Annotated in this window: 24 protein-coding genes; 14 read left to right on the top strand and 10 right to left on the bottom strand. The window is 71.2% G+C overall.

Translation table 11 applies throughout. The annotated features are described in order from the left end of the window. Positions 1-12: 12 nt before the first annotated feature. Together FBY22_RS00140 and FBY22_RS00145 are read left to right on the top strand one after the other, a co-directional pair. Entirely contained in the window at positions 13-987 is a 975-nt protein-coding gene (locus FBY22_RS00140) for an ABC transporter ATP-binding protein (protein ID WP_142141867.1), read from the top strand. Then, positions 974-1,879 (top strand): ABC transporter permease, encoded by a 906-nt coding sequence (locus tag FBY22_RS00145; protein WP_260844672.1) that lies wholly within the window; start codon positions 974-976, stop codon positions 1,877-1,879. The genes FBY22_RS00140 and FBY22_RS00145 overlap by 14 nt, the downstream gene beginning before the upstream one ends. A gap of 11 nt (positions 1,880-1,890) precedes the next feature. Here FBY22_RS00145 and FBY22_RS00150 read toward each other — a convergent pair whose 3' ends face one another. Further along, positions 1,891-2,478 (bottom strand): flavodoxin family protein, encoded by a 588-nt coding sequence (locus FBY22_RS00150; RefSeq protein ID WP_142141868.1) that lies wholly within the window; start codon positions 2,476-2,478, stop codon positions 1,891-1,893. A 237-nt stretch (positions 2,479-2,715) separates the two neighbouring features. Between FBY22_RS00150 and FBY22_RS00155 the strand changes: the two genes are divergently transcribed. Next, entirely contained in the window at positions 2,716-4,215 is a 1,500-nt protein-coding gene (locus FBY22_RS00155; RefSeq protein ID WP_142141869.1) for a tetratricopeptide repeat protein, read from the top strand. Between the two features lie 16 nt (positions 4,216-4,231). Here the strand turns inward: FBY22_RS00155 and FBY22_RS00160 are convergent, their stop codons facing one another. The 4 genes from FBY22_RS00160 to FBY22_RS00175 form a co-directional block, all read right to left on the bottom strand. Continuing rightward, positions 4,232-5,194, bottom strand: a complete 963-nt coding sequence (locus tag FBY22_RS00160) for a M28 family metallopeptidase (RefSeq protein ID WP_142141870.1) — start codon at positions 5,192-5,194, stop codon at positions 4,232-4,234. A gap of 138 nt (positions 5,195-5,332) precedes the next feature. Continuing rightward, positions 5,333-5,812 (bottom strand): VOC family protein, encoded by a 480-nt coding sequence (locus FBY22_RS00165; RefSeq protein ID WP_142141871.1) that lies wholly within the window; start codon positions 5,810-5,812, stop codon positions 5,333-5,335. A gap of 273 nt (positions 5,813-6,085) precedes the next feature. Beyond that, positions 6,086-7,054, bottom strand: a complete 969-nt coding sequence (gene rarD, locus FBY22_RS00170) for an EamA family transporter RarD (protein ID WP_142141872.1) — start codon at positions 7,052-7,054, stop codon at positions 6,086-6,088. A 139-nt stretch (positions 7,055-7,193) separates the two neighbouring features. After that, positions 7,194-8,048 carry an SDR family oxidoreductase gene (locus FBY22_RS00175; protein WP_142141873.1) on the bottom strand — a complete coding sequence of 285 codons (855 nt, stop codon included), beginning with the start codon at positions 8,046-8,048 and terminating at the stop codon, positions 7,194-7,196. Positions 8,049-8,138: 90 nt separating this feature from the next. Here FBY22_RS00175 and FBY22_RS00180 point away from each other — a divergent pair, with 90 nt between their 5' ends. The 3 genes from FBY22_RS00180 to FBY22_RS00190 all read left to right on the top strand — a co-directional run bounded on the left by FBY22_RS00180 (position 8,139) and on the right by FBY22_RS00190 (position 9,811). After that, the gene (locus FBY22_RS00180; protein WP_142141874.1) at positions 8,139-8,561 is read left to right on the top strand and encodes a helix-turn-helix domain-containing protein; all 423 of its coding nucleotides are present in this window, start codon (positions 8,139-8,141) and stop codon (positions 8,559-8,561) included. A gap of 243 nt (positions 8,562-8,804) precedes the next feature. Then, positions 8,805-9,335, top strand: a complete 531-nt coding sequence (locus FBY22_RS00185) for a DUF6082 family protein (protein ID WP_399210224.1) — start codon at positions 8,805-8,807, stop codon at positions 9,333-9,335. Positions 9,336-9,553: 218 nt separating this feature from the next. Next, positions 9,554-9,811, top strand: a complete 258-nt coding sequence (locus FBY22_RS00190; protein ID WP_142141876.1) for a hypothetical protein — start codon at positions 9,554-9,556, stop codon at positions 9,809-9,811. Between the two features lie 61 nt (positions 9,812-9,872). Here FBY22_RS00190 and FBY22_RS00195 read toward each other — a convergent pair whose 3' ends face one another. From FBY22_RS00195 to FBY22_RS00215, 5 genes are all read right to left on the bottom strand, one after another. Beyond that, positions 9,873-10,952 carry a 2-oxoacid:ferredoxin oxidoreductase subunit beta gene (locus tag FBY22_RS00195; RefSeq protein WP_142141877.1) on the bottom strand — a complete coding sequence of 360 codons (1,080 nt, stop codon included), beginning with the start codon at positions 10,950-10,952 and terminating at the stop codon, positions 9,873-9,875. After that, complete coding sequence (locus tag FBY22_RS00200) at positions 10,945-12,873, bottom strand: 2-oxoacid:acceptor oxidoreductase subunit alpha (RefSeq protein ID WP_142141878.1); 1,929 nt, start codon at positions 12,871-12,873, stop codon at positions 10,945-10,947. The genes FBY22_RS00195 and FBY22_RS00200 overlap by 8 nt, the downstream gene beginning before the upstream one ends. 291 nt (positions 12,874-13,164) lie before the next feature. Next, positions 13,165-13,824 carry a response regulator transcription factor gene (locus FBY22_RS00205; protein ID WP_313905428.1) on the bottom strand — a complete coding sequence of 220 codons (660 nt, stop codon included), beginning with the start codon at positions 13,822-13,824 and terminating at the stop codon, positions 13,165-13,167. A 185-nt stretch (positions 13,825-14,009) separates the two neighbouring features. Continuing rightward, complete coding sequence (locus FBY22_RS00210) at positions 14,010-15,389, bottom strand: sensor histidine kinase (RefSeq protein ID WP_142147242.1); 1,380 nt, start codon at positions 15,387-15,389, stop codon at positions 14,010-14,012. A 159-nt stretch (positions 15,390-15,548) separates the two neighbouring features. Continuing rightward, entirely contained in the window at positions 15,549-16,748 is a 1,200-nt protein-coding gene (locus FBY22_RS00215) for a sensor domain-containing protein (protein WP_142141880.1), read from the bottom strand. 218 nt (positions 16,749-16,966) lie between these two features. Here FBY22_RS00215 and FBY22_RS00220 point away from each other — a divergent pair, with 218 nt between their 5' ends. From FBY22_RS00220 to FBY22_RS00255, 8 genes are read left to right on the top strand one after another with little or no spacing between them, the layout of a single operon-like run. Continuing rightward, a complete protein-coding gene (locus FBY22_RS00220) occupies positions 16,967-17,362 on the top strand; it encodes an NADH-quinone oxidoreductase subunit A (protein WP_142141881.1) in 396 nt (131 codons plus the stop codon). Next, positions 17,353-18,048 carry an NADH-quinone oxidoreductase subunit B gene (locus FBY22_RS00225; protein ID WP_142141882.1) on the top strand — a complete coding sequence of 232 codons (696 nt, stop codon included), beginning with the start codon at positions 17,353-17,355 and terminating at the stop codon, positions 18,046-18,048. The genes FBY22_RS00220 and FBY22_RS00225 overlap by 10 nt, the downstream gene beginning before the upstream one ends. Next, positions 18,045-19,349: an NADH-quinone oxidoreductase subunit C gene (locus FBY22_RS00230; RefSeq protein ID WP_142141883.1), complete on the top strand. Its 1,305-nt coding sequence runs from the start codon at positions 18,045-18,047 to the stop codon at positions 19,347-19,349. Before FBY22_RS00225 ends, FBY22_RS00230 begins: the two co-directional genes overlap by 4 nt. Beyond that, a complete protein-coding gene (locus FBY22_RS00235; RefSeq protein ID WP_142141884.1) occupies positions 19,346-20,314 on the top strand; it encodes a complex I subunit 1 family protein in 969 nt (322 codons plus the stop codon). Before FBY22_RS00230 ends, FBY22_RS00235 begins: the two co-directional genes overlap by 4 nt. 2 nt (positions 20,315-20,316) lie before the next feature. Next, positions 20,317-20,877 (top strand): NADH-quinone oxidoreductase subunit I, encoded by a 561-nt coding sequence (locus FBY22_RS00240; RefSeq protein ID WP_142141885.1) that lies wholly within the window; start codon positions 20,317-20,319, stop codon positions 20,875-20,877. Positions 20,878-20,891: 14 nt separating this feature from the next. Continuing rightward, positions 20,892-21,638: an NADH-quinone oxidoreductase subunit J gene (locus tag FBY22_RS00245; RefSeq protein ID WP_142147244.1), complete on the top strand. Its 747-nt coding sequence runs from the start codon at positions 20,892-20,894 to the stop codon at positions 21,636-21,638. Beyond that, positions 21,638-22,036, top strand: coding sequence for an NADH-quinone oxidoreductase subunit NuoK (gene nuoK / locus FBY22_RS00250; protein ID WP_142141886.1), 399 nt, complete (start codon positions 21,638-21,640; stop codon positions 22,034-22,036). Before FBY22_RS00245 ends, nuoK begins: the two co-directional genes overlap by 1 nt. Beyond that, positions 22,033-24,027: an NADH-quinone oxidoreductase subunit L gene (locus FBY22_RS00255; RefSeq protein ID WP_142141887.1), complete on the top strand. Its 1,995-nt coding sequence runs from the start codon at positions 22,033-22,035 to the stop codon at positions 24,025-24,027. The genes nuoK and FBY22_RS00255 overlap by 4 nt, the downstream gene beginning before the upstream one ends.

The following is a 24,027-nucleotide window of genomic DNA, read 5'->3' on the forward strand; positions in this document are numbered from 1 at the left end:
TCGAGGGAGCCGATGGACGAACCGTCCGCCCCGGAGCCGAAGCAGGGCGCGCCGGGTGACAGCGTCATCGCCACCCAGGCGCTCACCAAGCGCTACCGCGGCGGACAGCTCGCCGTGGACGGCCTCGACCTGACCGTCCCGGCGGGCAGCGTCTTCGGCTTCCTCGGTCCGAACGGCTCGGGCAAGACCACCACCATCCGCATGCTGATGGGCCTGATCGAGCCGACGTCGGGCACGGCACGCGTCCTCGGGCGTCCCATGCCCAGAGCCTCCCGTGCCGTGCTCCCGCACGTCGGTGCCCTCATCGAGGGCCCCGCCCTGTACGGCTTCCTCTCCGGCCGCGACAACCTCCTTCGCTACGACGCCGCCGACCCGACCGCCGACCCGCGCACCCGGCGGACCCGCGTCGCGGCGGCGCTGGACCGGGTGGGGCTGACGGCGGCGGCCGGCAAGAAGGCCAAGGCGTACTCGCTGGGCATGAAGCAGCGGCTGGGCCTCGCCGCGGCCCTGCTGCAACCGCGCAGGCTGCTCGTGCTGGACGAGCCGACCAACGGCCTCGACCCACAGGGGATGCGGGAAATCCGTTCCCTGATCAGGGAGTTGGCGTCGGACGGCACCACCGTCTTCCTCTCCTCCCACCTGCTGGACGAAATCGAGCAGGTGTGCACCCACGCGGCCGTGATGGCGCAGGGCCGGCTGATCACCCAGGGTGCGGTGGCCGATCTGGCGGCGGGAGCGCGCGGCCGGCTGACCGTCACCACACCGGACACCGGGGAGGCGGCGCGGGTGCTGAAGGAACAGGGCGCCGGCGATGTCGTGGCGGCAGACGACCGGGTGACGGCCGAGCCACCGGACAGGGATCTCGCCGAGGTGAACGCCGCGTTGGTGGAGGCGGGCGTGCGAGTCCGCGGCTTCGGGATCGAACGGGCCTCCCTGGAGGACGCGTTCGTGGCACTGACGGGGGAGGGGTTCGATGTCGCGGGCTGAGGTCACCTCGCCGGGCGAGGCAGTGCCGCGGGCCGAGGCGGTCCGCGGGGTGAGCCCGCTGTGGACCTTCGGGCTCCTGCGCAGCGAACTGCTCACCACCTTCCGCCGCTGGCGCACCCTCGCCCTGCTCGCCGTCCTCGCGGCCGTGCCGATCCTCGTCGGCATCGCGGTCAAGATCGAGACCGGTGACGGCTCCTCGGCCGGCCCCGGTGAGGGCGGCGGCCCGGCGTTCATCTCGCAGATCACCAACAACGGCCTGTTCCTGGTCTTCACCGCGCTGGCCGCGACGCTCCCGTTCTTCCTGCCGATGGCCATCGGCGTGGTCGCGGGCGACGCCATCGCCGGCGAGGCAAACTCCGGCACCCTGCGCTACCTCCTGGTGGCCCCGGCCGGCCGTACCCGCCTGCTGCTGACCAAGTACGCGACGGTCATGGTGTTCTGCCTCGTGGCCACCCTCGTGGTCGCCGTCTCGGCCCTCACCGTCGGCGCCATCCTCTTCCCCCTGGGCGATCTGACGACGATCTCCGGCACCCAGATCAGTTTCGCCGACGGCCTGGGCCGGGCCCTGATGATCGCCCTCGTCGTCGCCGCGTCCCTCATGGGCGTCGCGGCCCTGGGCCTGTTCGTCTCCACGCTCACCAGCAGCGGCATCGCGGCGATGGCGACCACCGTCGGCCTGCTGATCACCGTGCAGATCCTCGACCAGATTCCCCAGCTCCACGCCCTCCAGCCGTACTTCTTCTCCCACTACTGGCTGTCCTTCGCCGACCTGATGCGCGACCCGGTCTACTGGGACGACCTCACGAAGAACCTCGGCCTCCAGGCCCTGTACGCGGCGGTGTTCGGGTCGGCTGCCTGGGCGCGGTTCACGGCGAAGGACATCACGGCCTGACCCCCCGGCCGTCAGCCGTCGTAGGGGAAGCGGGCGAGCGGGGCCTCCTGGGCGAAGAAGGTCTTGGCCCGGGTGAGGGCGTCCGTGTCGTTCAGCACATCGCCGCGCCCGCTGCCGTTGCCGAGCAGGACTCCCCCGAAGCGCATCCCCATGTAGGCGGCCGAGTTGTTGAGGGTGCCGGCCAACGGGTCGGCGACCTCGGCCTGCTGGTGGGCGAGGGCGGTGACACCCCAGAGGGTGCGGCCCGCCATGGTCGCCTTGAAGTCGATGCCGGGAGTGCGCAGCCAGCCGGACCAGTGGTCCAGGTACCGCTTGGTGAGGCCGGACACCGAGTACCAGTACAGCGGTGAGGCGATCACGAGGTCGGTGGCCGCCAGCGTGGCGTCCAGGAGGAGTGCCGCAGAGCTGCCCGCGGGCGGGCGCACATGGTCGCTGTCGTGACGCTGGTCCACGAAGTCGGGCAGCGGGTGTTCGGCCAGGCTGATCCACTGCTGCTCGACGTCCGGGGACAGTTGTTCGGCGGCCTTCCGGGTGAGCAGTTCAGTGTTGCCGTCGGCGCGGCTGCTGCCGAGGACGAAGAGGAAACGGCGGCCGGACATGGGTCCCCCAGGAGTCGATGCGGTACAGAAGGCAGGCGTTGAGCAATTAGAAGCATCTGCATTATATGCACCTGCATCAATCTCGGGAAAGTGCCGCGGCCGGGCCACTGGAACGAGGCTGTGACGTCGTGGTGACATGAGACCCGTGGGTGGGCGGAGAGACTCCACCTGGAGCGTGTCGACCCGATCGTGACGCGCTGACCGCCGGTTCGCCGGCACGTTCGAGTGAGGGCACACATGTCTCGACCCAGCCGCGACACGAAGCGGGAACAGCAGGGCCCGGCGCCCTCGGCCCTGGCGGCTGCGCCGATCGACGTGCACATCCCCGCCGACACAACGGGCGCGGCAGCGGCGACGATCGGCGGTGTGCCGTTCACGGTGGCCGACGGCGAGGACGTCCAGCAGGCCGTCCTCGGCCATTTGCAGCGCGTCGCCCTCGCCACCGGCCACCCGGCCCGGGCCACGATCCACGACGAACGCCTCGGCTGCGTCGTCCCCCTCCAGGTGGACCCCGACGGCTCCAGTCACCTCACCGGCTCCCCGACCCCGGCTCCGGTACCGGCGACCTCGCCCCCGGCCGTTCCCGCCGTGCCGCCGGCCGCCCCCGGCGCCCCGTCCGCACCGCCGGTGCAGGCTCCGCGAGGTGCGCAGGAGGGCCCCGTCGGCCCTGCGCGACGGGAGGCGGAACCGGCGCGGGAGGGCGTGCCGACCTTCTCTCTGCGGGCGGTGCCCGAGCCGCAGCCGCTCGGGCAGCACGCGCCCACCTTTCGGCTGCGGGCCGTCGCGGAGTCCGCCCGCTCGGCACCGACGTTCGCTGTGCGTGGGGTTCCCGAGAGGGCGCCCGGCACGGTCGCGCCGCCGACGGGAGTGTTCGGACCGCCCCCGCTGATGGACGCGGTTCCGTCGCGCCCGGCGCCGGGCGCGGACACGGTCACCTGGCCGTCGCCGGCCGACAGCGACGAACCCGAGGACGGCGGCACGGACGCCCCCGCGCCGGCGTCCCTGTTCGCACCGGCGCCTGCCGCCGAACCCGCCCGGTCCTCCTCGCCGGAAGCCGGTCCCGCACCGACCCGGTCCTCCTTCTCGGAAGTCGGCCCCGCACCCACCTCCCACCACCCCGCGTCCAGCGCCTCACGCGCCGCCGCCACCCCCCGTTCGTCCGTGACGCCCCTCCTCCCTCGCCTCGATCCCGAGCCGGCACCCAAGCTCAACGTCACCCCCGCGCGAGGCTTCGACGCCATCGCCGAAGCCGTGCTCGGGGACGAGCCGCCCACCGCGCCCGGATTCCTCCTGGAGCCGATGGGCCGGGTCAACGAGGCCGTGCGGTCGGGCCGGATCGCGGAGGCGGACCAGTTGGCCACGAAGGTGGTGGGCGAGGCGTCGGCGGTGCTCGGACTGGAGCACCCCGAGGTGCTGAAGCTGCGCGAACTGGCCGCGTACATCGCCTACCTGGCGGGCGAGCCGGTCCGTGCCCTCCGGCTCTCGCTCGACCTGGCCCGCGTCCATCGCGGCCTTGGGGACGCGGAGGGGGCGTACGGGAACATCCAGAGCGCGGCGTCCGCCTGGCGTGCCGTGCGGGACCCGGAGCAGGGCCTCGTCCTGGGGCGCGACCTGATCGGCCTGTGGAGCGCGCTCGCCGCGGAGGGCGGCCCGGCCGCCGACGAGATCGCGCGCCTGGAGTCGGCACGCACGCGCATGGGCCGACTCGCGGAACGCGCCCGCAAGTCGGCCCGGTGACGAAGGAGTCGGGCCGTTACGCCGACAGCTTCCACACCGCGTACGCGATCGCGTCGCCGTTGCGGTCCAGCGCGGTGTCGTCGATGTTGGTGGTCTTGTCGCAGGAGGAGTGGTAGCAGGCGTCGAAGGCCCGTCCCGACGTGCCGCCCCACTTGGTCGCCTGGGCCGCGGTCTTGATGTAGTCAGCGCCGCTGAACAGGCCGCCGACCGGGACGCCGGCGTTCTTGAACGGCGCGTGGTCCGAGCGTCCGTCGCCCTCCGTCTCGGGCTCGGTGGAGACGCCGAGGCCGGTGAAGTAGTCCTGGAACGTCTTCTGGATCGTGGGATCGTCGTCGTAGACGAAGTAGCCGGGGTTCGGGGAGCCGATCATGTCGAAGTTCAGGTAACCGCTGATCTTCGAACGGTTGGCGCTGGACAGCCCGTTGACGTAGGAGCGGGAGCCGACCATGCCCAGTTCCTCGGCGCCCCACCAGGCGAACCGCAGGTGCTTGGCCGGCTGGTAGCCCGCCCGTGACACGGCGAGGGCGGTCTCCAGGATCGCGGCCGAACCGGAGCCGTTGTCGTTGATACCGGGCCCGGCGCCGACGCTGTCCAGGTGGGAGCCGGCCATCAGGACCCGGTTGGCGTCGCCGCCCGGCCAGTCGGCGACGAGGTTGTAGCCGGTACGGCCGGAGGACGTGAACTGCTGGACGGTGGTGGTGAATCCGGCCGCGTCCAGCTTGGCCTTCACATAGTCGAGCGAGGCCTTGTAGCCGGTGCTGCCGTGGGCGCGGTTGCCGCCGTTGGCGGTGGCTATGGACTGCAGCTGGGCGAGGTGGGCCTTGACGTTCGCCACGCTGATGTCGGGAGCGGCGGCCGCCGCCGAGGGAGCGCCGGCGGGGGCCGCACCGGCCATCGACCCATTGGTCAGGAGCATGACAGCCGAGAGGGTGGATGCGGCGCACGCGGCAGCCGCCCGCCCGGAAACGGAGAACTTCATGTGGGGGGCTCCGAATTCCTTGAAGGGAATGGGGTCCCCGGATGGTGAAGCTTTTACCAACTCCGCGTCAAGAGCGTTATCAGGACACCCAGTTCGCATACCGGAGCGGCCCGCACGGCTGCGACCGCGCCCCGCGGCTCAGGACACGCAGAACTCGTTCCCCTCCGGATCGGCCATCACCACCCACTCGCCGGACGGCTCCTTCACCCGCCGCAGCGCGCTCGCCCCCAGCGCCTCCAGCCGCTCCACCTCGCCCTCGCGCCGCCCCTCGCCGGGGTGCAGATCGAGATGCAGCCGGTTCTTCACGGTCTTCGCCTCCGGCACGCGCTGGAACAGCAGCCGCCGCCCGCGCCCGATGCCGGTGTCCTCGTCGTACGGGTCTTCCGGATGCCGTACGGCGATCAGATCCAGGAAGGCCGGGCGCCCGTGGGAGTCGACGGTCGCCTCGGCCGGCAGGGCCCCGGCCTGCAGCAGCCGCCGGACGAGCGGGCTGTTGTCCTCGACCTCGTAGCCGAGCGCGGCGGCCCAGAAGTCGGCCTGGGCGTGCGGATCGCCGGCGTCGACGACGAGCTTCCAGTGGACGGGGGCGGCAGGCGTCGGGTCGGGTGTCTGCGTCATGGGACCACTTATAGCGGCCGGGTCTGACAATCCAGGGTGACCTGCGGGACCCGCGAGGCGCGGGCCGGTGTCAGGCGTCCAAGCCGGGTTCCTGGGAGATGCCGGTCGCCGTCAGGCGCCACGCGCGGTTCCTCCGAGTCGCCGGTCGGCGTCAGGTGTCCAGCCGGGGTTCCTGCGAGGTGGCGGTCGGTGTCATGCGTCCAAGCCGGGTTCCTGGGAGATGCCGGTCGCCATCAGGCGCCACCCGCGGTTCCGGCCAGACCCCGGTCGGTGTCAGGCCTTCACCGAAGCCGACGGCGGCGCCGCCGCGATCGTCGCCGCCACGGCCGGCTCCTGCTCACGCTCCCGCCCGCCCCGGCGTGCGGCGCGCCACGCGTCGGCCGTCAGCAGGCACAGTGCCGCCCATACCAGCGCGAACCCGGCCCACCGCTCGGCGGGCATCTCCTCGTGGAAGTACAGGATGCCCAGCAGGAACTGGAACACCGGCGCCAGATACTGCAGCAGCCCCAGCGTCGACAGCGGCACCCGTATGGCCGCCGCCCCGAAGCAGACGAGCGGCAGCGCGGTCACCACACCCGTCGCCGCGAGCAGCGCACCGTGCCCAGGGCCCTCGGTCGCGAAGGTCGAGTCGCCGCGCGAGCCGAGCCACAGCAGGTAGGCGAGCGCCGGCAGGAACTGGATCGCGGTCTCCGCGGCCAGTGACTCGATGCCCCCGAGCCCGACCTTCTTCTTCACGAACCCGTACGTGGCGAACGAGAAGGCGAGCGTCAGGGAGATCCACGGCGGCTGCCCGTACCCCACCGTCAGGACCACCACCGCGGCGAACCCGATCCCGACCGCCGCCCACTGCACGGGCCGCAGTCGCTCCTTGAGGACGAGTACGCCCAGGGCGATGGTGACCAGCGGATTGATGAAGTACCCGAGCGAGGCCTCGACGACGTGCCCGCTGTTGACGGACCAGATGTAGACGCCCCAGTTGACGGTGATCACGGCCGCCGCCACCGTGATCAGACCCAGCCGCCGCGGCTGCCGCAGCAGCTCACCGGCCCAGGCCCAGCGTCGCATCACGACGAGCGCGACGACGACGAACCCCAGGGACCAGACCATGCGATGGGCGAGGATCTCGACAGATCCGGCGGGCTTCAGCAGCGGCCAGAAGAGGGGGACGAGGCCCCACATGCCGTACGCCGCGAAGCCGTTCAGCAGGCCTATCCGCTGCTCGCTCCTCGACTTCCCGGTCATGGGCACCTCCCGCTCACCTCGGCGCACACACGTGCAGCCACGAAGGTAACGCCGCGGACCCCCGCCTGTCATGCCCGTATCGCCATACGGTCATGACAGGTCGGGGGTGGGAGATCCCTGGGGCGCGGGCGGGGGAGTGTCAGCCCTTGAGCGCGGCCGTGATCGACTCGGCGATCGGCGTGGTCGGACGGCCGATCAGGCGGCCGAGGTCGCCGCTGTCGACGACCAGCTCGCCCTTCTCGACCGAGGCGTCCACACCGGCGATGACCGCGGCCACCGGCCCGGGCAGCCCGGCGCCGGCCAGGATGCCGGTGAACTCTTCGACGGAGACGGCGTTGTAGGCGATCTCCTTGCCGGTCTGCCTGCTCAGCTCGGCCGCGTACTCGGCGAAGCTCCAGGCCCGGTCGCCGCCCAGCTCGTACGTCTTGTTCTCGTGGCCCTCGCCGGTCAGTACGGCGACGGCGGCGGCCGCGTAGTCGGCGCGGGCGGCGGAGGAGACACGGCCCTCGCCGGCCGCCTGGGTGACGGCGTTGTACTGCAGGACGGGGGCCAGCTGCTCGGTGTAGTTCTCGTTGTACCAGCCGTTGCGCAGCAGCACGTAGGGCAGTCCGGACTCCAGCAGTGCCGCCTCGGTGCCGCGGTGGTCGTCGGCGAGCGCGGCCTTCAGGCTGCCGGGGGCGCTGGTGTAGGCGAGGAGGGCCACGCCGGCGGCCTTCGCGGCGTTGATGACGACCTTGTGCTGGCCCACGCGGTCGTTGCCGACCTCGCTGCCGGAGATCAGCAGCACCTTGTCGCCGGCCGAGAAGACGTGGTCGAAGGTCTCCGGGGCGTTGTAGTCGGCGACCGCGAGCTTCACGCCGCGCGCGGCGAGGCCGGCCGCCCTGGCCTCGTCGCGTACGACGGCGGTGATCTGCTCCGCCGGGACCTTCTCCAGCAGCTGCTCCACGACGTGCCGGCCGAGGTGTCCGGTTGCTCCGGTGACGACGATGCTCATGATTCGGGACTCCTTGTGGGGTGGGTATGCACTAACCCTAAAAGAAGCGCTAACTATTGGATAGTACCCACTTTGAAGTAAGGTACTGGCATGTCCGTAAGTGCCAGCAGCTCCCCGCTCGCCGTCTCCAAATACGACACCGGCGAGACGATGTGCCCCCATCGCCTCGTCCTGGAACACGTCACCAGCCGCTGGGGCGTCCTGGTCCTGATCGAACTCCTCGACCGCCCCTACCGCTTCAGCGAACTGCGCCGGGCCATCGGCCGGGTGGGCAAAGGAGTCAGCGAGAAGATGCTCACCCAGACCCTGCAGACCCTGGAACGCGACGGCCTGGTCCACCGCGACGCGCGACCGGTGATCCCGCCGAGGGTCGACTACTCGCTCACGGACCTGGGCCGCGAGGCCGCCGAACAGGTGCGCGCCCTGGCGGAGTGGACGCAGAGGCGGATGGGGGCGGTGCAGGAGGCGCGGGAGCGGTACGACGCGCGCAAGGCGTCCGCTGAGCAGGGGTGACCCACCCGGGCGGGGCCGTACGACGGCATGTGGACGGCGCCAGGGGGCACACATAGGTCAGGGCGCCGGGCGACATGGGTGCCACGTCCATCCGTGCGCCCCCTCTCCGCCTCCCGTGCCGACGTGACGCTCAGGGCAGGCTGGACGCGGAGTGGTATCGCACCCCCGGGGGGTTTCCCTGACATGGTGACACTGACTCCGGCCGCTAGGCGGATCGGTTCTGCAATGGTGGCGGGGTGGGGATTGCTCCGGTCGCCGCTGGCGCGAGGGGCCCGTCGTCGGCGCCAGGAGACGACGCTGCCGGATCTGGCGGACCAGATCGCCCGCCTCGGCGAGGAACTGCACGCCATCGGCCAGGAACTGCGCCGGGCGAACGAGATCCAGGTGCACCGCCTGCTCACGGAGCAGCTGGACCGGGCCATCGACGACCCCACGCTCGCGGCCGCGCTGAGCACGCTGAACGGCATCTCCGAGCACAAGCGACGGCAGATGCTGTTCGCCAACCGGGAGTACGCCACGATCCTGCTGTCCCACCGGACGGGCACCATCGACTGGAGCGAACTCCTCGGCAACCTGCGCGTGCTGTGCCGCAACGAGATCTTCGCGGAGTACTGGGAGCGCACGGTCGAGCACCGGCGCAGCCTCGCCGTCGGATCGCTGGAACGGCAGGTCGGCGAGGCGGTGGACACCCTCATGGAGGAGCTGGCCGACGACCCCGAGGAGTGGTGGATCGTCGGCCCCTCGCCGGAGCCACCGGAGCCGCCCGGTGACTGAGCCGGAACCGACCGGCGACCGAATCGGCCGGCGACCGGGGGGACGTCATCGGCGCGTGAGGGTGAAATGGCGCGGCGCGCGGGAGTGAAAGAGGTGTGAGAGCCGTCACAAGTGGCCAGAATCCCGCAGGGTCACCGTGACCTCCGAGGGTGGCAGTCGTTGAGCACTGCCGCCCTTGTTGATGCGAGGTCTCAGTGCCTCGAGAGGGAGCTGCTCAGTTGCACGATGAGCTCTCGTCCGTCCGCATCGCCCGCCGCATCGGCGCCTCCCCGCGGCAGCGGGGCAGCCACACCGGCGAGACCTGCCCGGACATCTTCGAGCTGTCCGACGGAAACTACGCCATCATCGGAACCGAAGCCACGGCCGTCCTCGACTCCCATCTCCCCCCGGACGCCGCAAGGGCCGACTACGAGCGCATCGTCGTGATCACCCGCGAGACCCTCATCCGAGCCAAGAAGGACATCCCCGACGCGTAGGACGAGGGCCCGGGTGCCGTAGGGCGGCACCGGGCCCTCCATGCCCGTGGGCGAGCGACCGTCAGCCCACCACCGTCCAGGTGTCCCCGCCCGCCAGCAGCGCGGCCAGATCGCCCTTGCCGTGCTGTTCGATCGCCGTGTCCAGCTGGTCGGCCATCTGGGTGTCGTACACCGGCCGGTCCACGGACCGCAGGACACCGATGGGGGTGTGGTGCAGGGTGTCGGGGTCGGCCAGGCGGGACAGGGCGAAGGCCGTGGTGGGCGACGCCGCGTGGGCGTCGTGGACCAGGACCTGGGCCTCGTTCTCCGGCGTCACGGTGACGACCTTCAAATCGCCCGTCGCCGCGTCCCGGACGACCCCCCGCGAACCGTCCGCACCGAAGCGGATCGGCTGCCCGTGCTCCAGCCGGATCACCGCCTCCTCCGCCCGCTGCTTGTCCTTCAGCGCGTCGAAGGCGCCGTCGTTGAAGATGTTGCAGTTCTGGTAGATCTCGATCAGCGCCGTGCCCGGGTGGGCCGCGGCCTGGCGCAGGACCTCGGTGAGGTGCTTGCGGTCGGAGTCGATGGTCCGGGCGACGAACGAGGCCTCCGCGCCCAGCGCCAGCGACACCGGGTTGAACGGCGCGTCCAGGGACCCCATCGGCGTCGACTTGGTGATCTTGCCGACCTCGGAGGTCGGGCTGTACTGGCCCTTGGTCAGACCGTAGATCCGGTTGTTGAACAGCAGGATCTTGAGGTTGACGTTGCGGCGCAGCGCGTGGATCAGGTGGTTGCCGCCGATGGACAGCGCGTCCCCGTCACCGGTGACCACCCACACGGACAGGTCCCGGCGCGAGGCCGCCAGGCCCGTCGCGATCGCCGGGGCGCGGCCGTGGATGGAGTGCATGCCGTAGGTGTTCATGTAGTACGGGAAGCGCGAGGAGCAGCCGATGCCCGAGACGAAGACGATGTTCTCCTTGGCCAGGCCCAGTTCCGGCATGAAGCCCTGGACGGCCGCCAGGATCGCGTAGTCACCGCAGCCGGGGCACCAGCGCACTTCCTGATCGGACTTGAAGTCCTTCATGGACTGGCGGGCCTCGGCCTTGGGAACGAGCGAAAGCGCCTCGATCGTGCCCGTGCCTTCCGTGGTCGTCTCAGCCATCGATGGCCTCCTTGAGAGCCGTGGCGAGCTGCTCAGCCTTGAACGGCATGCCGTTCACCTGGTTGTACGAGTGGGCGTCGACCAGGTACTTCGCCCGGATCAGCGTGGCGAGCTGCCCGAGGTTCATCTCGGGGATCACCACCTTGTCGTAGCGCTGCAACACCGCGCCGAGATTCCCCGGGAACGGGTTGAGGTGGCGCAGATGGGCCTGCGCGACAGCCTCGCCGGCCGCCCGCAGCCGGCGTACCGCCGCCGTGATGGGTCCGAAGGTCGAGCCCCACCCCAGTACCAGCGTGGACGCACCGTGCGGGTCGTCCACGACGACGTCCGGTACGGCGATGCCGTCGATCTTGGCCTGGCGGGTGCGGACCATGAAGTCGTGGTTGGCCGGGTCGTAGGAGATGTTGCCCGAGCCGTCCTGCTTCTCGATGCCGCCGATGCGGTGCTCCAGCCCCGGCGTGCCGGGGATGGCCCAGGGACGGGCGAGCGTGTGGGGGTCGCGCTTGTACGGCCAGAACACCTCGCTGCCGTCGTCCAGGGTGTGGTTCGGTCCCTGCGCGAACTGCACTCTCAGATCGGGGAGCTCGTCCAGCTCCGGGATGCGCCAGGGTTCGGAGCCGTTGGCCAGGTAGCCGTCGGAGAGCAGCATCACCGGGGTGCGGTAGGTCAGCGCGATCCGGGCCGCCTCCATGGCCGCCTCGAAGCAGTCCGCCGGCGTGCACGGCGCGACCACCGGGACCGGCGCCTCGCCGTTGCGGCCGAACATTGCCTGCAGCAGGTCCGCCTGCTCGGTCTTGGTCGGCAGACCGGTCGACGGCCCGCCCCGCTGGATGTCGATGATCAGTAGCGGCAGCTCCAGGGAGACCGCCAGCCCGATGGTCTCGCTCTTCAACGCCACGCCCGGACCGGACGTCGTCGTCACCCCCAGCGAACCGCCGAAGGCCGCGCCCAGCGCCGCGCCGATGCCAGCGATCTCGTCCTCGGCCTGGAAGGTGCGCACCCCGAAGTTCTTGTGCCGGCTCAGCTCGTGCAGGATGTCGGAGGCCGGGGTGATCGGATACGAGCCCAGGAACAGCGGCAGATCCGCCTGGCGGGAGGCCGCGATCAGACCGTAGGACAGGGCCAGGTTCCCGGAGATGTTGCGGTAGGTGCCGGTCGGGAAGGCCGTCGTCGCCGGCGCGATCTCGTAGGAGACCGCGAAGTCCTCCGTCGTCTCCCCGAAGTTCCAGCCCGCCCGGAACGCCGCGAGGTTGGCCTCGGCGATCTGGGGCTTCTTCGCGAACTTCGTCCGCAGGAACTTCTCCGTCCCCTCGGTGGGCCGGTGGTACATCCACGACAGCAGACCCAGCGCGAACATGTTCTTGCTGCGCTCGGCCTCCTTGCGGGACAGGTCGAAGTCCTTCAGGGCCTCCACCGTCAGCGTCGTCAGCGGCACCGGGTGCAGGCTGTAGCCGTCCAGCGAGCCGTCCTCCAGCGGGGAGGCGGTGTAGCCGACCTTCTGCATCGCCCGCTTGGTGAACTCGTCCGTGTTGACGATGATCTCCGCGCCCCGCGGCAGGTCGCCGATGTTCGCCTTCAAAGCGGCCGGGTTCATCGCCACCAGCACGTTCGGCGCGTCCCCGGGAGTGAGGATGTCGTGGTCGGCGAAGTGCAGCTGGAACGACGAGACGCCCGGGAGCGTCCCGGCGGGCGCCCGGATCTCGGCCGGGAAGTTGGGAAGGGTGGAGAGATCGTTTCCGAAGGACGCGGTCTCGGAGGTGAACCGGTCCCCGGTGAGCTGCATACCGTCACCGGAGTCTCCCGCGAACCGGATGATCACCCGGTCCAGCCTGCGTACGTCCTTCGCTCCGGCCGGCTTGCGCTGCTCTCCCAGTACGGATTCTTCGGCCTGCTCCGCTGTCCTGCTGACCTGGCTGGTCACTGAACTGGACCTCCCTCGAGGCGGCTGTCTGGGACCGGCCTTCCCGCAGGCCTTCCCTGGATCAACCCTACGTCCGTTAGGGTCGCCTTCCCTCGGTCATTCGCATGATGGACACGGATCTGAGACGGTGCGACGCCATGACTTGTCATGATTTCTCGCCCCCCGGTACTTCCCTTGAAGACGCTCCCCGCGAACGGTTCGGTTCTGGGCCCACGACGCCGTACGGGTGCCGGACGACGGACCACCGGCTCGACGGTCGAACGCGTGACCACCGACCTCAGTGTCGGCCCGTCACGAGTTCAAGTACGTGAGTACCGCTAGAACCCGCCGGTGATCCCCGTCACTCTGGGACAGCCCAAGCTTCAGGAAGATGTTGCTGACGTGCTTCTCGACGGCCCCGTCGCTGACCACCAGCTGCCGCGCGATCGCCGAATTGGTACGTCCCTCGGCCATGAGCCCCAGAACCTCCCGCTCCCGTGGCGTCAGCCCGGCCAGGACGTCCTGCTTCCTGCTCCGGCCGAGCAGCTGAGCGACCACCTCCGGGTCCAGCGCGGTTCCGCCCCGGGCCACCCGCACGACCGCGTCCACGAACTCACGGACCTCGGCGACCCTGTCCTTCAGCAGATAGCCGACGCCGTGGCTGGAACCGGCCAGCAGTTCGGTGGCGTAACGCTCTTCCACGTATTGCGACAGTACGAGTACCCCGAGACCGGGATGCGACTTCCGCAATTCCACGGCCGCTCGCACTCCCTCATCGGTGTGCGTCGGAGGCATGCGTACGTCGGCCACCACCACGTCCGGCAGCTCGCCCTGTCCGTCCAGCTCCGTGATCGTCTTGATCAACGCGTCCCCGTCGCCGACACCGGCGACGACCTCGTGCCCGCGGTCGGTCAGCAGCCGGGTCAGCCCCTCCCTGAGCAGCACTGAATCCTCGGCGATGACCACCCGCACCCTGTCCTCCACGATCTCCGGCCCCCCAGCCCGACTGCGTATGCCAGTAGTCCAGCATTCCAGCATTCGGACCCGGGTGCGCCCGGCCGACGTGATTCAACGCGAAAACGCGCACGGTACGGCGGGTTCCGGGGTGGTATCAGCCCGTCCGGCATGTGGGGGAGGGGCGCACGACGACCAGGCGGTCAGCCCAGCGCCCGCTCTCCCCGCCACGGCAGCTCCGCGGTCACCCGCGTCGGCCCGCCGGCCGGCGAGTCCACGACCAGAATCCCGTCCACGGCGTCCAACCGCTCCGCGAGCCCTCCCAGCCCCGACCCGCCGGAGGCGTCCGCGCCCCCCACACCGTTGTCCACGACCTGGACCATCAGCCGGTCCTCCACCCGCCACACGTCCACCGCCGCCCAGGTGGCCCGCGAGTGCTTGCTGATGTTCTGCAGCAGCTCCGACACCGTGAAGTAGGCGATGCCCTCGATGGCGGGCGCCGGCCGCTCAGTGAGATCCACCTCCACCTGCACCGGCACGGTGCACCGCGAGGCCACCGCCGACAGCGCCGCGTCCAGCCCCCGGTCCGTCAGCACCGCCGGATGAATCCCCCGCGCCAGGTCCCGCAGCTCCTGCAGCGCCGTCTTCACCTCGCCGTGCGCCTCGTCCACCATGCGCGCCGCCGCCTGCGGGTCCTCGGTCAGCTTCTCCTTCGCCAGCCCCAGATCCATGGCCAGCGCCACCAGCCGGGCCTGGGCGCCGTCATGCAGGTCGCGTTCGATGCGCCGCAGATCCGCGGCCGCCGTATCGACCACGACACCCCGGTCGGACTCCAGCTCCACCACCCGCGCCGACAACCGCGACGGCCCGAGCAGCCCGTGCACCAGCAGCCGGTCCACCGTCGTCAGCGCCCGCACGATCCACGGCGTCGCCAGCGTGAACAACAGCCCCACCAACGCCGTGACGGTGATCTCGAAGGGGTTGTCGAGATAGACCGAGTGGTGTGCGTCGCCGTACAGCTGGAGGCCGCCCTGGCCGACGTACACGGGGAAGACCCAGAACCACAGCGGATACGTCAGCAACGCCCACCCGTACGCCCAGAAGTTGAGGGCGACCACGAACGAGAACACCCGCCAGGGGAACTGCAGCACCGCGTACAGCAACGTCCGCCACGACGTGCCGCTCTTCAGCACCGCCCCCATCCAGGCCATCACCCCGGACTTCCTCATCCGCAGCGGCTCGGGGTCGGCCACCTCCAGCCCCAGCATCCCGCGGGCCCGTGCCCGCTCCAGCGCCGCGAACCCCCTGCACCCGGCGAGCCCCGCCGCCAGCACCGGAATCCCCAGGAAGGTGACCAGGAGCCCCGCCCCCAGCGACAGCAGGGTGACCGCGAAGACGAAGAGCAGGATGCCGATCGGCAGGCCGAGCAGCACATACCCGAACTCGCGCCAGCTGCGCGCCTCGAACGGCGCCCGCAGTCCGGCCGGCAGCCGATGCCGCCGCTCACCGGAGTACCCGGAGTACCCGAACCCGGATCCGTGACCCGATCCGTAGTCCTGCCCGTAGTCGTAGTCCGTGGCCATCGACGTCGTCCGTTTCTGCTCGTCCACTCGTCCACTCGACCTGCTCGGCCGCGGCTGTCCCGCCGTACCTCCACACTCCTGCGCCGCAGCTCCGCGGACCATGGAGTCCGTCGGCCTGTTGGAAGGGGGGTTTTCCCTACCTCCCGTGCGAGTCTCCGGCTACTTCTCGCCCGCGGGCCGGTCCCGCCACGGCAGCTCGGCCGTCACCACGGTCGGTCCGCCCTGCGGCGAGTCGATGACGAACAGGCCGTCCACCGCGTCCAGCCGGTCGGCGAGCCCCCGCAGGCCGCTGCCGCCGTCCAGGCGGGCCCCACCGCGGCCGTCGTCCTCGACCTGGATGAGCAGCCGGCTGTCCGCCCGCCACACCTCCACGGACGCGGTCTTCGCCCCGCTGTGCTTGCTGATGTTCTGCAGCAGCTCGGAGACGGTGAAGTAGGCGATGCCCTCGATCGCCGCGGCCGGCCGGGAGCCGAGATCGACCGTCACCTTCACGGGGACCGTGCAGCGCGAGGCGACCGACGAGAGCGCGGCATCGAGCCCCCGGTCCGTCAGTACGGCGGGATGGATGCCGCGGGCCAGGTCCCGCAGCTCCTGCAGCGCGAGCTTCACCTCGCCGTGTGCCTCGGCGACCATCTCCGCCGCCGCGTCGGGATCCTCCAGCAGCTTCTCCTTGGCCAGCCCCAGCCCCATCGCCAGATTGACCAGCCGGGCCTGCGCCCCGTCGTGCAGATCGCGCTCGATGCGCCGCAGGTCCGCGTTCGCCGTGTCGACCACGACCCCCCGGTCCGACTCCAGTTCCGCGATCCGCCGCTCGAGCTCGTCGGAGGGCGACAGCAAGCCGCGCACCATCGCCCGGTCGGCGTTCGCCAGCCCCCGCGCGATGAACGGCAGCACCGGCCACAGCACGAACAACGAGGTCAGCGTGACGGTGAAGGTGAGGATGCCCCACGGCAGCCGGATGACGTCGTACAGCACCGTGCGCCAGGCGACCGGATCCTTCACCACCATCCACAGCTTGGGGAGGAGGCCGCCCGCCGCCTCCCGCCCGGGCAACGGGCTCGGCTCGTCGATGTGCACCCCGAGCAGCGCCCTGGCCCGCCGCCGCTCCAGCCGCGCCCACAGTCGCGCGCCCATCAGCCCCGCCGCGAGCAATGGGAACCCGATCACCGTCACGGTCAGCCAGAACCCGGTGAACAGCACCGTCACGACGTACACGAACCCGAACAGCGCCAGCGGAAGGTTCGCCAGCAGATGCGCGATCTCCTTCCAGGTGTGCGGGTCGTAGGCGAAGCGGGCGGGCGGCAGACGGTCGTCGGCGCCTTCCGGGGCCCGGTCCGGGCGCGAGAATCCTTCGGTCATATGGGCTAGCGTGCCGCGCGGCGGGCAGCCGCGCCATGAGGTCGGCCGCCGCTGTCCGCTGGGGAAAACCCCACCCCCGCGCACCGGCGCCCGCCTCCGGCGGATCTCGAGGGGATCTCGAGGCGTGACGGGCTGCTTACCGTCCCTTTATCAGGGCCTAGACTCCGGTGCGTACAGATCGTCGAACAGCAACGAGTGACACGAGTGAGGGGACGGACGTGCGGGAACCGACCGTCGCGGTCGCGGCGGACTACTTCCAGTCGTACTCGGTCGTCGGGCTGCTCGCCGTCGTCGGCGTGCTGTTCGTCGCCGTGGCCTTCGGCGCCGGCCGGCTGCTGCGACCGGTGGTCCCCACCCCCGAGAAGCTCCTGACGTACGAGTGCGGAGTCGACCCCGTCGGCGAGGGCTGGGCCCACACCCAGGTCCGCTACTACGTCTACGCCTTCCTCTACGTCATCTTCGCCGTCGACTCGATCTTCCTGTTCCCCTGGGCGACGGTCTTCGCCGCCCCCGGTTACGGCGCGACGACCCTGGTCGAGATGTTCGTCTTCCTCGGCTTCCTGACCGTCGGCCTGCTCTACGCGTACAAGAAGGGCGTTCTGGCATGGACGTGACGCCAGACACCGACACCACCGACGGGCAGCCGGTCCTGCTGCCGGAGCCGAAGAGGCTCGGCGCCCTCGCCCGCCTCGCCCCGGAGCCGATGAAGGTGGTCCTGAACTGGGGCCGCCGCTACTCCCTCTGGGTCTTCAACTTCGGCCTGGCCTGCTGCGCGATCGAGTTCATCGCCGCCTCGATGGCCCGCCACGACTTCATCCGCCTCGGCGTCATCCCCTTCGCCCCGGGGCCGCGCCAGGCCGACCTGATGGTCGTCTCCGGCACGGTGACGGACAAGATGGCGCCTGCCGTGAAGCGCCTGTACGAGCAGATGCCGGAACCGAAGTACGTCATCTCCTTCGGCGCCTGCTCCAACTGCGGCGGCCCCTACTGGGACTCCTACTCCGTCACCAAGGGCGTCGACCAGATCATCCCGGTCGACGTCTACGTCCCCGGCTGCCCGCCCCGCCCCGAAGCCCTCCTCCAGGGCATCCTCAAGCTCCAGGAGAAGATCGCCCGCGAGTCCCTGGGGGAGCGGTACGGCAACGGCACGACGCGCCCGACGGCGGCCGCCCTGCAGAGCGGCCTGGTGAGGCCGCCGGCTCCTGCGACGGACGGCGGTGACGCGGCCGGCGCCGGCGAGGCCGGCCCGGCCGGCAGGGGCATCGAGAGTGGCGAGGCCGGCGAGGAGGGCGGGCGATGACCACGGTCGGCTGGCTCCCGGCCCCCGTCGAGGAGCTGTTCGGTACGGACGCCACGGCCGAGGAGTCCTACGAGGTCCTGACGGTCGACGTGCCGCCCTCCTCCTGGCTCACCGCGCTGGAAACGGCCCGTGACCGCCTCACCTGCACCTACTTCGACTGGCTGAGCGCCGTCGACGAACCGGGCACGGGTTTCCGCGTCGCGGCACACGTCGTCGCCCTCTCCCCGGTCCGCCGCCTGCTCCTGCGCACGACCGTTCCGCACGAGGCCCCGGCCCTGCCCTCCGCCGTCGGCGTGTACGCGGGCGCGGCCTGGCACGAGCGCGAGACCCACGAGATGTTCGGCGTCGACTTCGAGGGCCACCCCGCCCTTGACCACCTCCTCCTCCCGGAGACCTTCGAAGGCCACCCCCTGCGCAAGGACTTCGTCCTCGCCGCCCGCGTCGCCAAGGCCTGGCCCGGCGCCAAGGAACCCGGCGAGTCCGAGCACGGCGGCCCCAAGCGCCGCCAGATGCTCCCCCCGGGAGTCCCGGACCCCAACGAATGGGGCCCCCTGAAGGGCCAACTCCCCCCTGCCCCCGCCCGCCCGACGAGGGCCCCGGCCCGCGCGGCGGGTGAGCGTCCGGCCCGCGCGGCGGGTGAGCGTCCGGTCCGTGCGGCGGGTGAGCGTCCGGTCCGTGCGGCGGGTGAGCGTCCGGCTCGGCGCATGCGGTCGGCTGCGGAGGGGTCGGCGAGCCAGGCCGGAGGGGACCCGGAGGCCGGTGCGGTCGCGGACACCGGTGCGGCTTCGGCCGCGGCCGGCGGCGGCGCGCCCGGGGCACGGCCGCGGCGTGCGCGCTCTGCCGCACAGGGGTCCGTGAGCCAGACGGCGGCGGGCGCGGAGAACGCGGGCGGTCGTGCGGCGTCCACGGGTGAGGGGTCGGCGACCACGGCTGACGAGGCCCGTGCTCCGGCGGACGCTGCACAGGCCGCGGCTGACGTGGCCCGCACTGCGGCCGACGCGTCCGACGTCGCGGCCGATGCGCCCCGGACCACGCCGTCGCCGAAGCCCGCTACCACCCCTCGCAGCCCGGACGCCCCCTGGCATCACGCTCGCCCGGCCTTCGAGGAGCCCGACTCCACGCAACCCCCGAGCCCCGAGCCCGCCGCGCAACGCGACACGGACTCCGCCTTGAACCCGGACCCGGACTCCGTCCCGCAACCGGGCCCGGACTCCGTCCCGCCGTCCGAATCCGCCCCGGACCCCGAGGACCGCACCCCCGACACCCGAAGCCCGGAAGACCCCGAAGGAGGCAAGCAGTGACGGACGCTGTCGACGTCGCCCTGCGACTCCTGATCGTCTTCGTCGTCTTCCTCACCTTCCCCCTGATCGTGGGTCAGACCGAGCACAAGGTCATGGCCCACATGCAGGGCCGCCTCGGTCCGATGTACGCCGGCGGCTTCCACGGCTGGGCCCAACTCGTCGCCGACGGCGTGAAGTTCGCGCAGAAGGAAGACGTCGTGCCCGCGGGCGCGGACCGCCGCATCTTCCAGCTCGCTCCGGCCGTCGCCCTCCTGCCGTACCTCCTCGTCCTCGTCGCCATCCCCATCGGCCCGGACGAGGGCGCCGTCGGCCAGGTCCTGGACGCCGGCATCTTCTTCGTCCTCGCCGTGATGGGCGTCGGCGTCCTCGGTTCGCTCATGGCCGGCTGGGCCTCCGCCAACAAGTTCTCCCTCCTCGGCGGCCTGCGCACCGCCGCCCAGCTCCTCGCCTACGAACTCCCGATGCTGCTGGCCGCCGCCTCCGTCGCGATGGCCGCCGGCACCGTCTCCCTGCCGGGCATCCTCGACGCCTTCGAGTGGTGGTGGCTGCCGTGGCAGATCGTCGGCGCGGTCGTCTTCTTCGTCGCCGGGCTCGCCGAACTCCAGCGGCCGCCCTTCGACATGCCCGTCGCCGACTCGGAGATCATCTTCGGCGCCTACACCGAGTACACCGGTCTGCGTTTCGCCCTGTTCCTCCTCGCCGAGTACGCCGGAATCATCGTCCTGTGCGGCCTGACCACCGTCCTGTTCCTGGGCGGCTGGCACGGCCTCTGGGGCGCCGACGGCCTCGGCTGGGTCTGGACCCTGCTCAAGACGGCCGTCCTCGCCTTCCTCGTGATCTGGCTCCGCGTCACCTACCCCCGCCTGCGCGAGGACCAGCTGCAGAAGCTCTCCTGGACCCTCCTCGTCCCCCTCTCCCTCGCCCAGATCGCCCTCACCGGCATCGTCAAGGTGGTGATCCAGTAACCATGTCCCCCATTCCCGGCTCCGGCCTGGCCAAGGGCCTGGCCGTCACCCTCCGCACCATGACGAAGAAGTCGGTCACCGAGCAGTACCCGGACGCCCAGCCCGACCTCCCGCCCCGCACCCGCGGTGTCATCGGTCTGTTCGAGGAGAACTGCACGGTCTGCATGCTGTGCGCCCGGGAGTGCCCGGACTGGTGCATCTACATCGACTCCCACAAGGAGACGGTCCCGGCGGCGGCCCCCGGCGGCCGTGAGCGCAGCCGCAACGTCCTCGACCGCTTCGCCATCGACTTCTCCCTGTGCATGTACTGCGGTATCTGCATCGAGGTCTGTCCTTTCGACGCCCTGTTCTGGTCCCCGGAGTTCGAGTACGCCGAGACCGACATCCGCGAACTCACCCACGAGCGCGACAAGCTCCGCGAGTGGATGTGGACGGTGCCGGCCCCGCCCGCCCTCGACCCCGGCGCGGAGGAACCGAAGGAGATCGCCGCCGCCCGCAAGACCGCCGAGAAGCTCGCGGCGGCACGGACGGAGCCGACCGAGCCGCAGGGAGGACAGCCGTGACCCACCCGGCCGTCATGACCCATCCGGTCGCCGTGCCTCTCGCCGCCGCGCAGCACGGCTTCCTCTCGCCGACCGGCGTCGAGATCGCGTTCCTCCTCGTCGGCCTGGCCACCTTCGGCGCCGCGCTGGTCACCGTCACCACCCGACAACTGGTGCACGCCGCCCTGTGGCTGGTGGTCGCCCTCGGTGGCCTCGCCGTGGAGTACCTCCTGCTCACCGCCGAGTTCATCGCATGGGTGCAGGTCCTCATCTACGTCGGTTCCGTCGTGGTCCTCCTCCTGTTCGGTCTGATGCTCACCAGGGCCCCCATCGGGCGCTCCCCGGACGCCGACTCCGGCAATCGCTGGGCCGCCCTCACCGTCGCCGTCGCCGCCGCGGCCGCCCTGATCTGGGTCGTCGTCGATGCCTTCCGCACCACCTGGGTCGATCTGGACGGGCCGGCCGCCGGTTCCACCGCCGTCACCGGGGCGAGCCTCTTCCAGAACTGGGTCCTCCCCTTCGAGGCCCTCTCCGTCCTCCTCCTCGCCGCTCTGGTCGGCGCGATCGTCCTGTCCCGAAAGGCGAAGGCCGAGTCGAGCCTTCCCCCTGTGAACTCCCGAGCGGCGACCGGTGGTTCCCCATCTGTCCCGGATTCCCGTAATCACCCGATCGAGGGAAACCCCGGGAGCCGAGCGGCAAAGTCGGCCACGGGGACTCACCGCGTCGCGGGTCCGGACCCGGCCGCGGACTCCCACCCGGCCGACCAGGAAGGCGCCCGCTGATGCACCTCGCCTATCCCGCGGTCCTGGCCGCCCTCCTCTTCTGCACGGGCCTGTACGGAGTCCTCGCCCGTCGCAACGCCATCCTTGTCCTGATGTCGGTCGAGCTGATGCTCAACGCCGTCAACCTGAACCTGGTCGCCTTCGACGTATGGCTCAGCAAGGCCGCCCGCGAGACGCTGCACTCCGGTCAGGCCCTGACCCTGTTCACCATCGCCATCGCCGCCGCCGAGATCGGCATCGGCCTGGCGATCGTCCTCGCCGTCCACCGCAACCGCGGCACCTCCGACATCGACAAGCTCCGCGACACCGCCGAGGGCCACGAGACGGTCGGCCCCGACAGCGACGTCCTCACGGCCGGGCCGGCCGACGGGGCCGGGAAGGCCGAGGCCACCGCGTGACCACCACCACCCTCGCCGTCCTCGTCCCGCTCCTGCCGTTCCTGGGAGCCGCAGCGGGCCTGCTGCTGGGTCGCACGGCCCCCGGCTTCGTCCGTCCGCTCGCCGTCCTGCCGGCTCTCACCTCCTTGGTGCTGGCGGTGCTCGTCGCCGTGCGCCAGGGCGGCGACCAAGCCGTGAACGCCCACACCGAACTGACGCCCACCGGCTCGGTCCCCATCGAACTCGCCCTGCACATCGACGGCTTCGCCGCCCTCGTCGCCATCCTGGTCGCTGTCGTCGCGTCCTGCGTGCAGATCTACTCGACGGGCTACCTGCGCGACGACCCGCGCTACCCCTCCTACGCCGCGCTCGTCTCGCTGTTCACCTCCGCGATGCTGCTCGTCGTCTACTCCGGCGACCTGATCGTGCTGCTGGTCGGCTGGGAAGTCATGGGCATCTGCTCCTACTTCCTGGTCGGCCACTACTGGGAGACCCCGGAAGCCCGCGCCGCCTCCATCAAGGCCTTCCTCGTCACCAAGCTCGGTGACGTCCCCTTCCTCATCGGCCTGTTCGCCCTCGCCACCGAGGCCGGCTCCTTCCGGATCACGACGATCCTCGGCACCGTCGCGCACGGCGGCCTCGACCACCCGACCCTGATCGCCCTGCTGCTCCTTGCGGGCGTGGCGGGCAAGTCGGCGCAGTTCCCGCTGCACTCCTGGCTCCCCGACGCCATGGCCGGCCCGACACCCGTCTCCGCGCTGATCCACGCCGCGACGATGGTGGCCGCCGGTGTCTACTTCATCGCCCGTCTCCTCCCGGTGTTCGAGGCCTCCCGGGCCGCCATGGTCGTCCTCGCCGTCATGGCCGCCGTCACGATGGTCGGTTCGGGCCTCGCCGCGCTCGCCCAGGACGACATCAAGCGCGTCCTCGCGTACTCGACGATCGGCCAGCTCGGCTACATGACCGGCGCCCTCTCCGTCGGTGACCGCTCGGCCGCCGTCTTCCACCTCCTCACGCACGGCGCCTTCAAGGCGCTGCTCTTCCTCGCGGCCGGCGTGATCATCCACGCCGCCGGCACCAACTCGCTGGCCGCCATGTCCCGCCTGAGCGGGCTGCGCGACCGCGTCCCCGACGCCTTCTGGACGATGACCGTGGCGCTGCTCGCGCTCGCCGCGATCCCGCCCTTCAGCGGCTTCTTCTCCAAGGAGTCCGTCCTGGGCGCCGCCGAGCACGTCGCCACCGGCCACACCGAGCACGCGCCCGGCGTCGCGGGCTGGATCACCCTCGTCGCCGGAATGGTCGCGGCCCTGCTCACCGCCGCGTACGCGACGCGCCTGTGGCTGCTGGCCTTCCACGGCCGGGGCGCCGAGGCCCCCGACCACGGAAGGCAGCCCCTCACCATGACCGTGGTGCTGTGGGTGCTCGCCGTCCCGTCCCTCGCCCTCGGCGCCTTCTCCTACCGACCGCTGCCCGACTGGTTCGACGGCCGCGACCTCACGCCGACGCTGACCACCTCCGTCGTCGGCACGGGCGTCGCCCTGGTCGGCGGCATCGTCACCTACGCGGCCTGGCGCCACACCACCAGCCTCGCGGCCCGCGTGCCGCTCGGGGCGGTCGCGGCCCATCCGGAAGGCGACGCCGGGCAGGTCGAGGCCGAGGCCATCGCCAGCCACGCGCCCGCCTACGGGGGAGTGGCCTACGCGCCCGACCCCGCCGACCCCGGTCGTCTGCTGCTCGGTCCGCTGCACCGGCACGCGGCCGTCGGCTTCCACCTCGACGCCGTGTACGCGGCCCTCTTCGTCCGCCCGGTCCAGGCCGGTGCGAGCCTCGTCCGGTTCCTGGACCGCGAGGTCGTCGAAACCTACGTACGCGGCGCGGGCGCCCTACCCCGACTGCTGGGTGCCGCCGTACGGCGGGCCCAGACAGGCAATGTGCAGACCTATGTGAGCGCGCTGCTCGCAGGCACCGTCGTCCTGGCGGTCGCCGCCCTCCTCGTCGCCACGGGAGCGTGA

This window comes from Streptomyces sp. SLBN-31, assembly GCF_006715395.1.
GTDB lineage: Bacteria > Actinomycetota > Actinomycetes > Streptomycetales > Streptomycetaceae > Streptomyces.